The organism is Rhodanobacter sp. FW104-R8 (assembly GCF_001617365.1).
Classification (GTDB): domain Bacteria; phylum Pseudomonadota; class Gammaproteobacteria; order Xanthomonadales; family Rhodanobacteraceae; genus Rhodanobacter.
In genome coordinates this window covers 1-13137 of record NZ_LVJR01000106.1, presented here as the reverse complement: position 1 = coordinate 13137, position 13137 = coordinate 1, and the positions used below count along the sequence as shown (strand labels likewise).

At 68.7% G+C, this 13137-nt stretch carries 15 protein-coding genes; 12 read left to right on the top strand and 3 right to left on the bottom strand.

Translation table 11 applies throughout. The features are described 5' to 3' along the window. Nucleotides 1–7: 7 nt before the first annotated feature. The 6 genes from ubiE (at nucleotide 8) to RHOFW104R8_RS13720 (ending at nucleotide 2964) form a co-directional block, all read left to right on the top strand. Nucleotides 8–763: a bifunctional demethylmenaquinone methyltransferase/2-methoxy-6-polyprenyl-1,4-benzoquinol methylase UbiE gene (ubiE, locus tag RHOFW104R8_RS13745; RefSeq protein ID WP_068093072.1), complete on the top strand. Its 756-nt coding sequence runs from the start codon at nucleotides 8–10 to the stop codon at nucleotides 761–763. Next, a complete protein-coding gene (locus tag RHOFW104R8_RS13740; RefSeq protein WP_201028729.1) occupies nucleotides 760–1083 on the top strand; it encodes a BrnT family toxin in 324 nt (107 codons plus the stop codon). The genes ubiE and RHOFW104R8_RS13740 overlap by 4 nt, the downstream gene beginning before the upstream one ends. Further along, nucleotides 1067–1360 (top strand): BrnA antitoxin family protein, encoded by a 294-nt coding sequence (locus RHOFW104R8_RS13735; protein ID WP_068092816.1) that lies wholly within the window; start codon nucleotides 1067–1069, stop codon nucleotides 1358–1360. Before RHOFW104R8_RS13740 ends, RHOFW104R8_RS13735 begins: the two co-directional genes overlap by 17 nt. Nucleotides 1361–1441: 81 nt before the next feature. Next, nucleotides 1442–1987, top strand: a complete 546-nt coding sequence (locus RHOFW104R8_RS13730; RefSeq protein ID WP_153021677.1) for a hypothetical protein — start codon at nucleotides 1442–1444, stop codon at nucleotides 1985–1987. A gap of 96 nt (nucleotides 1988–2083) precedes the next feature. Continuing rightward, entirely contained in the window at nucleotides 2084–2350 is a 267-nt protein-coding gene (locus RHOFW104R8_RS13725; RefSeq protein WP_068092809.1) for a DUF2249 domain-containing protein, read from the top strand. Continuing rightward, the gene (locus RHOFW104R8_RS13720) at nucleotides 2350–2964 is read left to right on the top strand and encodes a hypothetical protein (RefSeq protein WP_068092808.1); all 615 of its coding nucleotides are present in this window, start codon (nucleotides 2350–2352) and stop codon (nucleotides 2962–2964) included. The genes RHOFW104R8_RS13725 and RHOFW104R8_RS13720 overlap by 1 nt, the downstream gene beginning before the upstream one ends. Before the next feature lie 51 nt (nucleotides 2965–3015). Here RHOFW104R8_RS13720 and RHOFW104R8_RS13715 read toward each other — a convergent pair whose 3' ends face one another. Then, nucleotides 3016–3936 (bottom strand): DMT family transporter, encoded by a 921-nt coding sequence (locus RHOFW104R8_RS13715; RefSeq protein ID WP_068092805.1) that lies wholly within the window; start codon nucleotides 3934–3936, stop codon nucleotides 3016–3018. Nucleotides 3937–4061: 125 nt separating this feature from the next. Here RHOFW104R8_RS13715 and RHOFW104R8_RS13710 point away from each other — a divergent pair, with 125 nt between their 5' ends. The 6 genes from RHOFW104R8_RS13710 (at nucleotide 4062) to RHOFW104R8_RS13685 (ending at nucleotide 11324) form a co-directional block, all read left to right on the top strand. Then, nucleotides 4062–4571 (top strand): Lrp/AsnC family transcriptional regulator, encoded by a 510-nt coding sequence (locus RHOFW104R8_RS13710; RefSeq protein ID WP_068092801.1) that lies wholly within the window; start codon nucleotides 4062–4064, stop codon nucleotides 4569–4571. 83 nt (nucleotides 4572–4654) lie between these two features. Then, nucleotides 4655–6355 carry an acid phosphatase gene (acpA, locus tag RHOFW104R8_RS13705; protein WP_068092799.1) on the top strand — a complete coding sequence of 567 codons (1701 nt, stop codon included), beginning with the start codon at nucleotides 4655–4657 and terminating at the stop codon, nucleotides 6353–6355. Nucleotides 6356–6463: 108 nt separating this feature from the next. Beyond that, on the top strand, nucleotides 6464–7417 hold the full coding sequence (gene pip, locus RHOFW104R8_RS13700) for a prolyl aminopeptidase (RefSeq protein ID WP_068092795.1): 954 nt from the start codon (nucleotides 6464–6466) through the stop codon (nucleotides 7415–7417). A gap of 184 nt (nucleotides 7418–7601) precedes the next feature. Next, on the top strand, nucleotides 7602–9455 hold the full coding sequence (locus RHOFW104R8_RS13695; protein WP_068092794.1) for a M1 family metallopeptidase: 1854 nt from the start codon (nucleotides 7602–7604) through the stop codon (nucleotides 9453–9455). A gap of 186 nt (nucleotides 9456–9641) precedes the next feature. Next, nucleotides 9642–10586: an alpha/beta fold hydrolase gene (locus RHOFW104R8_RS13690; protein ID WP_068092790.1), complete on the top strand. Its 945-nt coding sequence runs from the start codon at nucleotides 9642–9644 to the stop codon at nucleotides 10584–10586. 150 nt (nucleotides 10587–10736) lie between these two features. Next, nucleotides 10737–11324, top strand: coding sequence for a sterol desaturase family protein (locus RHOFW104R8_RS13685; protein ID WP_068092787.1), 588 nt, complete (start codon nucleotides 10737–10739; stop codon nucleotides 11322–11324). Nucleotides 11325–11343: 19 nt separating this feature from the next. On the opposite strand, the gene RHOFW104R8_RS13680 is transcribed toward RHOFW104R8_RS13685, so the two are convergent. Together RHOFW104R8_RS13680 and RHOFW104R8_RS13675 are read right to left on the bottom strand one after the other, a co-directional pair. After that, on the bottom strand, nucleotides 11344–12114 hold the full coding sequence (locus RHOFW104R8_RS13680) for a M48 family metallopeptidase (RefSeq protein ID WP_068092785.1): 771 nt from the start codon (nucleotides 12112–12114) through the stop codon (nucleotides 11344–11346). Between the two features lie 118 nt (nucleotides 12115–12232). After that, on the bottom strand, nucleotides 12233–13137 hold a 905-nt coding region (locus RHOFW104R8_RS13675; protein WP_153023054.1), incomplete at its 5' end, for a recombination-associated protein RdgC.

The window sequence follows — 13137 nt, the reverse complement described above, 5'->3', positions numbered from 1 at the left end:
GTCGCCCATGAACGATCCGCAATCCAGGACCACCCACTTCGGCTTCCGCGACGTGCCGGTGGGCGACAAGCAGAAACTGGTCGGCCAGGTATTCACCTCGGTCGCGCACAGCTACGACCTGATGAACGACCTGATGTCGTTCGGCATCCACCGGCTGTGGAAGCGCCATTTCGTGGCAGTCAGCGGCGTGCGCCGCGGCGACCGCGTGCTGGACCTGGCCGGCGGCACCGGCGACATCGCCGCGCTGATGAAACCGGTGGTCGGCGACGAGGGCGAGGTGGTGGTGGGCGACATCAACGCGGCGATGCTCGGCGTGGGCCGCGACCGCCTCACCGACCGCGGCCTGGTCGGCGGGCTGCGCTGGGCCCAGCTCAACGCCGAGGCGCTGCCGTTCCCGGACAACAGCTTCGACGCGGTGACCATGGCCTTCGGCCTGCGCAACGTCACCGACAAGGACAAGGCGCTGGCCGACATCTGCCGCGTGCTGAAGCCCGGCGGCCGCGCGCTGGTGCTGGAGTTCTCGAAAGTGCAGAACGAGCTGTTCGGCAAGCTCTACGACTTCCACTCGTTCAAGATCCTGCCGAAGCTCGGCCAGCTGTTCGCCGGCGACGCCGACAGCTACCAGTACCTGGCCGAGTCGATCCGCAAGCACCCCGACCAGGCGACCCTGAAGGGCATGATGGAGCGCGCCGGCTTCGGCCGCGTCGAGGTGCGCAACCTCACCAACGGCATCGTGGCGATCCACCGCGCGTACAAGTTCTGAGCCACCAGGCGGCGCTTGCCGCGCTCATTTATTGTAACTACAATAAATCATGTGCATCGAGTTCGACCCCCGCCAAGGACGCGGCCAACCGGGCGAAGCACGGCGTCTCGCTCACGCTCGCTGCGGAGCTCGACTGGGATGCCGCACTGGTATGGGCGGATGATCGCTACGGCTACGACGAGTTGCGCATGATCGCGCTCGCGCCGCAGACCCTGACCCTCTACTACGTGGCATTCGTGGATCGTGGCGACGCGTTGCGGGTGATCAGCCTGCGCCGCGCCAACCGTCGTGAGGTGAAGCACTATGTCCAAAGCATCTAAGCGTCCCGCCATCGCCATGCCCTCCGTGCAGGAGGATCGGGCGATCACCGCCGCGGCCAAGGCCGACCCCGATGCACAGCCGCTGACGCCCAGGCAGCTGAAGTCGATGGTGCCCATGAAGGTACTGCGCGGCCGCCCGAAATCCGCGAGTGCGAAGCAGCTCGTCTCGGTGCGCTACAGCCCGGAGGTCATCGACTGGTTCAGGGCCACCGGCGAGGGCTGGCAAGCGCGCATGGACAACGTACTGCGCGACTATGTGCAACGCCACTCGCGCTGAAACCCACGCAGCTCGACCCTGAAAGCATGCCCGCAGCAGCTTGAAACGAAGCATCTGTTCTGACGAGCAAGGGGCTATCTCGTGAACCATGCCAAGTTTGATGAAACCGACCGGCGCGCCGTCGTCGATGTCTTAAGCAAGCAACTGGGCACAACGCTTGCACCCGTGGGGAGTCGTCGCAAATGGTTCAAGGATGAAGCTCAACGAAGCTACTGGATTATTGGCGGCTATGAAGATTGGCACGGCATCCCGGCGGAGATGATGGACGCGGAAGCCGACTCTCCGACCGCCGGCATCCTCGTCATTGCCTTGCGCCAGATTCATGAGATCCGGATCTACGCAGGTCTGCTCGCGCCGCTGGTCGAAGCGCGTGAAAAGCTGATGCGTGCATTGAAAACCAGTGGCGATTACCAGCTCACCTATACGAATCATGACTACCGCTACCTGGTCATCGATCAGGCGCCTCATGTTGTACTTTCAGGTATTTCTGGTTTCTCCTTCGGCGAAGAAGAGAAAACGTCAGTCGCACGCTTGCGAGAAGCGGAAAAGCTGCTCATGGCCCTGCCCGCAGATGAACTTCACGATTTGCTGGTTAAGTTCCACGCAGACAAAACGCGCTCATCTTGAATAAGCCGCAATAACGGTAGCCAACGCTTGATGCAGATCAGTGGCCCGCCGCGGGGCGCGGCGTATGTTGGAACTCCTTTCCCCGCGAGTTCCGCCATGACCATCGACACCGTTTCCGAACAGAACGTGCACCTCTTCGACGCGCGCGGGGTGGCCCGGCGCTTCCGCCACTCGGCGATCTTCGGCGCGATCGGCGCGCTGCGCTCGGGCGAGACGATGCGCTTCGTCAACGACCACGACCCGATCCCGCTGATCGCCCAGCTGCGCGAGCGCCTGGGCGACCACCTCACGGTGAACTACCGCCAGCGCGACGCCGATGCGGTGGTGATCGACTTCGGCATCACCGGCCTGCCGGGGGAGTGATGGACTACCCCGCGTACTACGACCAGGCGCCGCGCATCGCGATGCGCGACCCGCTGGCCGCCTTCCTCGGCGCCGCCGCGGACGGCCTGCTGGAATACAGCTACCTCGACGCGGTGCGGCTGGCCGGCCACTCCTGCCCCACCGTGGCCGGCGCCTGGCTGATCGCGCGCACGGCGCTGCAGGCCTTGTACCCGGGCGAGCCGGCCGAGCGCGGCGGCATCGCGGTGCGCATGCCGGGGCCCGCGGACGAAGGCGTCACCGGCGTGATCGCGCAGGTGCTGACCCTGGTCACCGGCGCCGCCGCCGAGAACGGCTTCCACGGCATCGGCGGCCGCTTCGTGCGGCAGTCCCTGCTGGATTTCGCGGCCGCCCCGACCACCGACGCGGTGCAATTCAGCCGCCGCGACAACGGCGAAACGGTGGCGGTGAGCCTGGACCTGTCCCGCGTGCCGCCGGCGCCGAACCTGCGCGAGCTGATGGTCATCGCGCTGCACCCGACCGCCACGGCGCAGCAACGCGCCATCTTCGCGCAGGCCTGGCAGGACCGCGTGCGGTGCCTGCTGCTGGAACACGCCGACGATACCGAGGTGTTGCGGCTGGCCCGGTTGAACTGATCCGATCGAACCGATCCGGCAGGAGCCCGCCGGCGGGCTCCTGCCAACCGGCTAGCGCGGCGCCTGCCCGCAGGCTTCCAGCGCCACGGCCGGCGCGGCGCGGCGGCGCGCGTTCGCCAGCACCACGCCGCCGATGGTGACCGCGCCGCCCACCAGGATCAGCGCGTTCGGCACCTCGTGCAACCACAGCCAGCCGATCAGCAAGGCGATCGGCGGCGACAGGTAGATGAAGCTGCTGACCCGCGACGCGGAGGCGCGGTGCACCGCCATGTTCCAGGCCAGGTAGCCGACGAAGGTGGGCGCGATGCCCAGCCACAGCAGCGCGCCGATCCGCGGCCACGCCGCCGTGCCCAGCGCCTGCGGCAGCTGCCAGCCGAACGGCAGCGCGGCGAGCGTGCCGGCGAAGAAGGTGAACGCGGTGACGCCGAGCATGCTGTTGCGCGCGAACAGCTCCTTCTGGCCCACGAAATAGATCGCCGACACCGCCACGCAAACCAGCACCAGCAGCGCCTTCGGGTCCACCTCCACCCGCTGCCCGCTGGCCAGCACCACCAGCACCGTGCCGACCAGCGCCACCGCCAGGCCGATCCAGGTGCGCAGCGCCAGCCGCTCGCCCAGCCACCACGCCGATACCGCCGCGGTCGCCGCCGGCACCAGCGAGATCAGGATCGAGGCGGTGCCGCTGGCGATCCGCGTCTCGGCGTAGTTCAGGCACAGGTGGTACACGGTAAGGCCGAGCACGCCGAGCAGGGCCAGCTGCGGCCAGTCGCGCCGCGCCGGCAGCGGCACGCGCCTCACCCGCAGCAACACGGCGAAACACAGCGAGCCGATCAGCAGCCGGGCGAACGCCACCTCGCCGGGAGTGAAAGCCGGCAGCGCGTAGGCGATCGCGGCGTACGCCGACGACCAGGTGAGCAGGGCGACCCCGATGCCGGCCAGGGCACGGCCATCGAGACGATCAACGGTATCCATGGGGACGGATTCCAGGGGCGGGGAAGTGTGCATCCTAGTCTTGCCGGCCGCGCCGGGGAATAATGCATCGCATCGCTTTCCTGACGTTTCGCCGGCGATCGAAACAATCGACGAGGTATTCCGCCGTGGAATCGAAAGTCACCGAAGCCAAGCCGGAACTGGACGGCAAGGACTGGCAACTGCTGGAGGCGCTGCAGGCGGATGCGCGCCTGGGCTACGCCGAGCTGGGCCGCAAGGTGCGGCTGTCCGCGCCGGCGGTGGCCGAGCGGGTGAAGCGGCTGGAGGAAGCCGGCGTGATCACCGGCTACCGCGCGGTGGTGGAGCCGAAGCGGCTGGGCTACCGCATTGAGGCGATGGTGCGGCTGCGCTGCGACGGCGGCATCTGCGCGCGCATCGGCCCCATCGTGGCGGACATCCCCGAAGTGCTCGACTGCCGCCGCCTCGCCGGCGAGGATTCCGCCCTGCTGCATGTGGTGGCGATGTCGATCAGCCACCTGGAAAGCGTGCTCGACCGCCTGCTGAAGATCCACGCCAGCATCAGCACCACCACCCTGGTCGTGCTGCAGGCGCCCCACGTGAACCGCGCGATCAACCGCGCGATGTGGGACGCCGCGTGCAAGTTCTCCGCCGATTGAGCCGCGCCGCCACGCGCCTGCCACACGGCTGCGATACTTCTGCCGGTGTGCCGTTTCCATTCGCCCAGCCCAGGTGAATCGCCATGACCAAGCCGTTGCCGCCCGCTCCACCGCACGCCGAAACCGACGCCCCGGCCGATCCCGCCCGCCGCAAGCTGCTCGGCGGCATCGCGCTGGCCGGCGCGGCGCTGGCTGCGGGCGGCCGCCAGATCGCCGCCGGCAGCCGCCCCGCGCGCACCGGCCGCACCGCGGAAGCCGCGCTGGACGCCGCGCTGCGCGAGCACGTCCGCCACGTGGTGGTGATCTACGCGGAGAACCGCAGCTTCAACAACCTGTTCGCGGATTTCCCCGGCCTCGAGCGGCCGCTGGCCGCGCTGACGCCGGAGCAGTACCGCCAGCGCGACCGCGATGGCCGCCCGCTCGACACGCTGCCGCCGATCTGGCACGGCCTGGTGCCGCACGAACAGACGCTGGGCAACCGCCGCTACCAGATCGGCGAGGACGCGATCCGCAACCTCGCCAACGCGCCGTTCGCGCTGCGCACGCCGGAGGGCGAGCCGCTGCCGCCGGCACTGGTCACGCGCGACCTGATCCACAACTTCTACAACAACCAGTTGCAGATCAACGGCGGCCGCAACGACGGCTTCGTCGCCTGGGGCGACAGCGGCGCGCTGGTGATGGGCCGCTACGCCGAGGGCGCGGCGGACCTGCAGCTGTGGCGGCTCGCGCGGCAGTACACGCTGTGCGACAACTTCTTCATGGGCGCCTTCGGCGGCTCGTTCCTCAACCACCAGTACCTGATCACCGCGCAGCCGCCGTTCTTTCCGCAGGCGGACCAGGGGCCGGCAAGGCAGCAGATCGCGCAGGTGGAAGGCGATGATCCCGCCGGCATCCGGCTGAAGCTGGCCGGGGATTCCCCCGCCAGCGCGATGCAGGGCCGGCCGAAGTTCGCCTCGCGCAACGTGCTCACGCCGGACTTCTGGGCGGTGAACACGATCGGCCCGCCCTACGCGCCCGGCCTCACCCGCGACCCGCACCATTCGCTGCTGGCCGATCCGGCCGACCCCAGCACACTGCCGCCGCAGAGCCACGCCACCATCGGCGACCGGCTCGACGCGCAGGGCATCGACTGGGCCTGGTACGCCGGTGGCTGGCAGCTGGCGCTGGACGGCGGCGGCATGCGCGGCGCGCACGGGCAGTTTCCCTACGGCCCCAACTTCCAGATCCACCACCAGCCGTTCAACTACTTCCGGCAATTCGCGCCCGGCACCGCCGCGCGCGCGCAGCACCTGCGCGACGGCGGCACCGGCGACAGCGCCGCCAGCAACCGCTTCATCGCCGCCATCGAGAGCGGCACGCTGCCGCCGGTGGCGTTCTACAAGCCGCAGGGTGACCTCAACATGCACGCGGGCTACTCGGACGTGGCCGCCGGCGACCGCCACATCGCGCACATCATCGACGCGCTCAAGCGGAGCCCGCTGTGGGAACACGCCGTGGTCGTGATCACCGTGGACGAGAACGGCGGCTGGTGGGACCATGTGGCGCCGCCGAAGGGCGACCGCTGGGGACCGGGCACGCGCATCCCCGCACTGGTGGTGTCGCCGTTCGCGAAGAAGGGTTTCGTCGACCACACCATCTACGACACCGGCTCGATCGCCCGCTTCATCACGCGCCGCTTCGGCCTGCAGACACTGCTCGGCCTCACCCTGCGCGAGCAGGCGATGATCGCCGCCGGCGGCCCGCCGCCGGGCGACCTCACCGCCGCCCTGCAGTTCGATATTTGACTCCCTCCCTGCTCGCCGGGGAGGGGTACTCCCGACTTCCCCGCCAGCCCGGACAACTTCCTTCACCCCCTGCACGCAGGGGGTGAAACTCCACAAGAGATCGCCACCATGCGCGAGCTGTACCCCGAGATCGAGCCGTACCGCACCCACCAGCTCGCCATCGACGCCATCCACACCCTGTACGTGGAGGAATGCGGCAACCCCGCCGGCCTGCCGGTGGTGTTCCTGCACGGCGGCCCGGGCGCGGGCCTGTCCGCCTACCACCGCCGCTTCTTCGATCCGGCGCGCTACCGCATCGTGCTGTTCGACCAGCGCGGCGCCGGGCAGTCCACCCCGTTCGCCGAACTCACCGACAACACCACCTGGCACCTGGTCGCCGACATCGAGGCGATCCGCGAGCGACTGGAGATCGAGCGCTGGGTGGTGTTCGGCGGCTCGTGGGGTTCCACGCTGGCGCTGGCCTACGCGCAGACGCATCCCGAACGCGTGCTGGGGCTGGTGCTGCGTGGCATCTTCCTGGGCCGGCCGCAGGAGCTGCGCTGGTTCAACGAGGTCGACGGCGGCGCCTCGCAGATCTTCCCCGAGCGCTGGGCACGCTTCCTCGCCTTCATCCCCGAGCAGGAACGCAGCTCGATGCTGGACGCCTATTGGCGCCGCCTCACCAGCGACGACGAAGCCACCAGGCTCGCCGCGGCCAAGGCATGGAGCGCGTGGGAAGGCGGCAGCACCACCCTGCTGCACGACCCCGACGCCGGTGGCGATTTCGAGGACCCGCACAGGGCGGTCAGCCTGGCCGTGATGGAGGCGCACTACTTCCGCCACAACATCTTCCTCGAACCCGACCAGCTGCTGCGCGGCATCGGCCGCCTGCGCCACATCCCCACCACCATCGTGCACGGCCGCTACGACATCATCTGCCCGGTGAAGAGCGCCTGGGACCTCAGCCAGGCCTGGCCCGGCGCCAGCCTGCACGTGGTGCTGGCCGGCCACAGCGCCGCCGACCCGGCGATCGTGGACCAACTGGTGCAGGCAACGGACCGACTGGCGGACCGATACTGCTGAGGCATGGAACTGGAACTTAAGGGGCGGAGGTAATTAAACGGAGAAAACATCGGGCCGGCCCGCAGTCTGCCGGCCACGCGGCCGGCCAAGAACGAAGGGCGGCATTTGATTGCCTCCGCCCTCTTCCGGGGTAGCCGCCACGGCGGCAATGGCATACTGGGGTTTTCCGGCACGAGACTCCCCCATGCGCCTGTTGCCCGCCCTCGCCTTCGGCACGTTGCTGCTGCCGCTGGCGGCCTACGCCACCGACCCGAACTCGTACGCCCAACCCGAGCAGGTGCGGGTGACGCATCTGGACCTGGACCTGGCGATCGACTTCCCGCACCGGCAGCTCGACGGCCAGGCCACGCTGAAGCTGGACTGGAAGAACCCCAAGGCGCAGTCGCTGGTGCTGGACACGCGCGACCTGAAGATCGCCAGGGTCGAGGCGTTGGCGGCTGACGGCAAGGCCACGCCGCTGAAGTACGCGCTGGCGCCGCGCGACAAGGCGCTGGGCAGCAAGCTGACCATCGCCACGCCGAAGCATCCGGCGCAGGTGCGCATCGTCTACACCACCTCGCCCGAGGCGTCCGGCCTGCAGTGGCTGACCCCGGCGCAGACCGCCGACAAGAAACTGCCGTTCATGTTCTCGCAGTCGGAATCCATCCACGCGCGCTCGTGGGTGCCGCTGCAGGATTCGCCGGCGGTGCGCTTCACCTACGACGCCCGCGTCAAGGCGCCGAAGGACGTGCGCGTGGCGATGAGCGCGATCAACGACGCGAAGCATCCGCTGGACGGCGAATTCCGCTTCGACCAGCCGCACCCGATCCCGTCCTACCTGCTGGCGATCGCCGCGGGCGACCTGGCGGTGAAGGAGACCGGGCCGCGTTCGGCCGTCTATGCGGAGCCGTCGGTGGTGGACAAGGCCGCGCACGAATTCGAGGACACCGAGAAGCTGATCGCCGCCACCGAGCAGCTGTACGGCCCGTATGCGTGGGGCCGCTACGACATCCTGGTGCTGCCGCCGTCGTTCCCGTTCGGCGGCATGGAGAACCCGAACATGACGTTCGCCACGCCGACCGTGCTGGTCGGCGACAAGAGCCTGGTCTCGCTGGTCTCGCATGAGCTGGCGCACTCGTGGTCGGGCAACCTGGTGACCAGCGCCGCCTGGCGCGACATCTGGCTCAACGAGGGCTTCACCACCTACGTGCAGGGCCGCATCACCGAGGCGGTGTACGGCAAGGCGCTGGCCGACGAGGAGGCGCTGCTGTCCGCCCGCGCGCTGCAGAAGGGCATCGGCGCGATGGCCGCCAACGCGCAGAAGCTGGCGCCCGACCCGCGCGGCATCGGCGCCGACGATGCGCTGTCCGACGTGGCCTACGACAAGGGCTCGTGGTTCCTGCGCACGCTGGAGCAGCGCTTCGGCCGCGAGCCGTTCGACGCGTACCTGAAGGGCTACTTCCACCACTTCGCGTTTCATAGCATCACCACCGAACAGATGCTCGACTACATGAAGCCGAACCTGATCGAGAAGTACCCAGGCAAGATGAGCTGGGACGAGGTGAAGGCCTGGGTCTACGGCGAGGGCATCCCCAAGGATGCGCCTCTGCCCGACTCGCCGCGCTTCAACGCGATCGACCAGGAACGCAGCGATTTTCTCGCAGGCTCGCTGGCCGCCGGCAAACTCGACGCCAAGGGCTGGAACACGCAGGAGTGGATGTACTTCCTCGACCGCCTGCCCGATGTGGCACCGCTGGACAAGCTGCAGCAACTCGACGCCGCCTGGCACCTCACCGGCACGCCGAACGCGGAGATCGGCATGCGCTGGTACAGCCACGCGATTGCCGCCGGCGACAAGGCCGTGTGGAGCGCCGCCGCCGAGCACATGACCCGGATCGGCCGCATCTACCTGACCACGCCGCTGTACAAGGCGTTCGTGAAGACGCCGGAAGGCCTGGCCTACGCCGAGCAGGTCTACGCCAGGGCGAAGGCCGGCTACCACCCGCTGACCCAGCAGGTGGTCGAAGGCATCATCGCCAAGGCGAAGAAGGCGAAATAACCCACATGCTCCTCCCCCTGCTCAGCAGGGGGAGGTTGGAGGGGGTGAAGCTCTTGGCTCAGGATCAAGAGCACCCCACCCCGACCCTCCCCTGCGATGCAGGGGAGGGAGTATTCCCAGCCACGACCCATCCAGGAGGCCGCCATGCCGCCATCAACGAACAGCACCACCCCGCTCTGGAAACGCATGCTGTGGCGCCGGCTGAAATTCCTGGCGTGGCTGGCGGCGCTGCTGGCGATCGTGCTGGGCGGCAGCTACCTGTTCGCGCCGCAATGGCTGATGCAAGCGGATACTGCGCGCCAGGCGATGGCGGCGCACCTGGACAAGCAGGCGGTACAGGTCGGCGACACGCACTGGATCTACTACGAGGGCGGCCAGGGGCCGACCATCGTGCTGCTGCACGGCTTCGATGCCGACAAGAGCGTGTGGCTGCAGACGGCGAAGCGGCTCACGCCGCACTTCCACCTGATCATTCCCGACCTGCCCGGCTGGGGCGAATCCTCGCGCGACGCCGGCGCGAGCTACAACATCGACGCGCAGGCCGCGCGCCTCGACGGCTTCGTGCAGGCGCTGGGCCTGCAGCGCTTCGTGCTGGTCGGCCACTCGATGGGCGGCGCGGTCGCCGGGGTGTACGCCAGCGCACATCCCGAGCACGTGGCCGCACTGGCCCTGGTCGACGCGTTCGGCCTGAAGGGCAAGGTCAACGGGTTCGACCGCGACGCGCTGGCCGGCAGGAACCCGTTCGTGTTCGACGACCGCGCCGGCTTCGAACGCGCCATCGCGCTGGCCTTCGAGAAACCGCTCGACCTGCCCGGCCGTTTCGCCGACGTGTTCGTCGAGCGCAACCGGCGCGACCGCGCCTTCATCGAGCGCACCTTCGACGAGCTGCGCGTGCCGTCGCAATACCTCTCCGTGCAGAATCGGCTCGGCCAGCTCACCATGCCGGTGCTGGGCCTGTGGTGCCACGACGACCGCATCGTGGACATCTCCGCGCTGGACAGCCTGCGCAACGGCCTGACCGCCGCCAGCGCGATCAGCACCAGCACCATCAACGGCTGCAACCACATGCCGATGCTGGAAAAGCCCGAGCAGACCACGCAGATCCTCACCGGCTTCGCGCTGTCGCACTGAGCCCCGGCGCCGCCATCGTCGGTTGCTGAACGGTTCCGCCCCTCCCTAGCGCATCATTGTGAATTGCGTATGACAACATGGGAGAATGCCGTCGTGACGCCGTGGTCATGGCGTACCCATGCGCGTGAAGGCAGGACAGTGCAGCAAGCGATGAAACGGAATCCCTGGCGCATCTTCGTGGACGCGGTGATGCGGATGTCCGCTACCCGTGCCAACTACTGGTCCGAGCTGGGCGTGGACGGCGTGCTGTGCGTGCTGTTGCTGGTGCTGGGCTGGCAAAGGCATGCGGGCGGCCCGCTGACCGCGCTGCTGGCGATCGGCCTGGGCCTGTTCGCCTTCAGCTTCATCGAGTACTTCTTCCACCGCTGGATGTTCCACACGCGGGTCCCGCTGTTCGCGCAGGGCCACGACCAGCACCATGCGCGGCCGCTGGGCTACGACTCGCTGCCGTTCTTCCTGCCGCCGGCGGTGCTGTTGGCGCTGGCCGGCGTGTTCGTGCTGCTCATGCCGACCGGCTTTGCCCTGCTGCTGGCCGGCGCGATCACCTTCGGCTACATCGTCTACGGCCTGAGCCACTTCATCATCCACCACGTGCGCTTCCGGCAGCCGCTGCTGCGGCGCTGGGCCGCCGCCCACCATGTGCACCACTACCACCCCGAGAGCAACTTCGGGGTCACCACGCCGTTGTGGGACGTACTGCTGGGCACGCGCTACGTGCGGCAGCCCAGGAGCCGCTGAAACGGGTCGCCCGCGGGCATCAATCGGCCACGTCGGCGACCAGCCGGTCCAGCTCCGCCTTCAGGATCGCGCCGTGCTGGCGCAGCCAGTCGCGCTGCTCGCGCCAGTCCGGGAACAGGTTCCCGACCTGCGTCCAGAACCGCGGCGAGTGGTTGCGCACCTTGAGGTGGCACAGCTCGTGCGCCAGCACGTAGCGCAGCGCCGATGGCGGCGCCAGCGCCAGCGCGAGGTCGAGGTTGATGCGGTCGCGGGTGTCCAGGCTGCCCCACAGGCTCTTCATCGGGCGGATCCGCAGCGAGGTCGGCGCCAGCCCCAGCTGCGGCACGTAGCCGGCCAGCCAGCGCGAGACGTCGCGGCGGATCAGCGTTTCCAGGTGCGAGGCGAGCAGGCCGCGGGCGATCGGCAGCGCGCGGGTGTGCGGGCGCGGGATCACCAGGGTCAGCCCGGTCGCGTGCGGCTCGATCTTCGGATAGGCGCCCTCGGCCCAGTCCAGCTCGGCCAGCTCGCCGCGCAGCGGGAAATTGCACGGATAGCCCACGCGCAGCGGCGGCAACGGCTTCACGATCAGGTTCAGCTCGTCGAGCTTCTGCTCCAGCCAGCCGGCGTGGCTGCGCAGGAATGCACTGACCTGGGCCGGGTGGGTGCCGAGCGGATAGGTCACCCGCGCGCCCTGCGGCGTTACCGTGAGGCGCAGCCGGCGGGCACGCGGATGGGCGGTCTTCAGCACCCGGATGATGCTGCCGCCCACGGTTGCCAGTTCCAGCCAGTCGCCTTCCAGATGCTGCGCCATGATCCTGCCTGCTCTTGCCTGGGCCTATTCAGATCAGAGATGGGGAATCCGGCTGCCCGCAGGTCGCCGGACGCCCAGTATGGCGCGCCCGTGGACCGGGCGGTATGAATTTTTTCGTTCAGCCGTCGGCCGGACGGGGCAGGCCGAACCACTCCTCCAGCTTGCCCAGCAGCCGCTCCAGTTCCAGCGTCAGCAGGGCGAAACCGGCGTCCAGCTCGGCATGGGCGTCGGTCTGGCTGTCGCCCAGTTCGTCCATCACCACGTCGAGGAACTTCAGCTTGCGCACGATCAGGTCCTCGCCCAGCACGAAGCTGATCCGCTCATCGAACGTGAGACCGAGCATGAACACCTGCTTGCCGTTGCGCAGGTGCTCCTTGACCTCCTCGGCGTCCAGGTCCTGCCGGCGGCAGCGGGCGATCGCGCCGGTGGCGGTGGCCGGGTCGCGCAATTCGCACTCGTCGCCCAGGGTCAGCCCGGCCGGCAGGTTGCCGTTGGCCAGCCAGTCGGTCATCAGCACGCGCGGGCCCTCCTCCGGCGCCAGCGGCACCGCCGGGAAGCTGCCCAGCGCCTCGCGGACCTGGGTCAGCGCGTTCTCGGCCGATTTGCGGCTGGAGGTGTCCAGCACCAGCCAGCCGTGCTTCTTGTCGACATAAGCGGACATCCGCGAATTGCGCACGAAGGCGCGCGGCAGCAGTTCGGTGAGCAGGTCTTCCTTGATCCGCTTGCGCTCGCGGCCGCCGACCTTGCGGCCCTCTTCCTCGGCGATCTTCTGCACCTTGCGCTGCAATTCGTCGTTGATCACCGCGGCCGGCAGCAGCTTGTCCTCGCCGCCCACGGTCAGCAGGGTGCACTGCTTCACCGTGTGCGTGAGCGGCTCGCTCTCGCCGCGCCCGACCGGCGGCACGAAGCCCTTGGTGAACATTTCCAGCGGCCCGCACGGGCGCAGCCGGTGTTCGGCCAGCGCCTCGTCGAGGCGGTTCAGGTCATCGGCAACGGCGGGGGAAAAACGGAACAGCGTGAGGT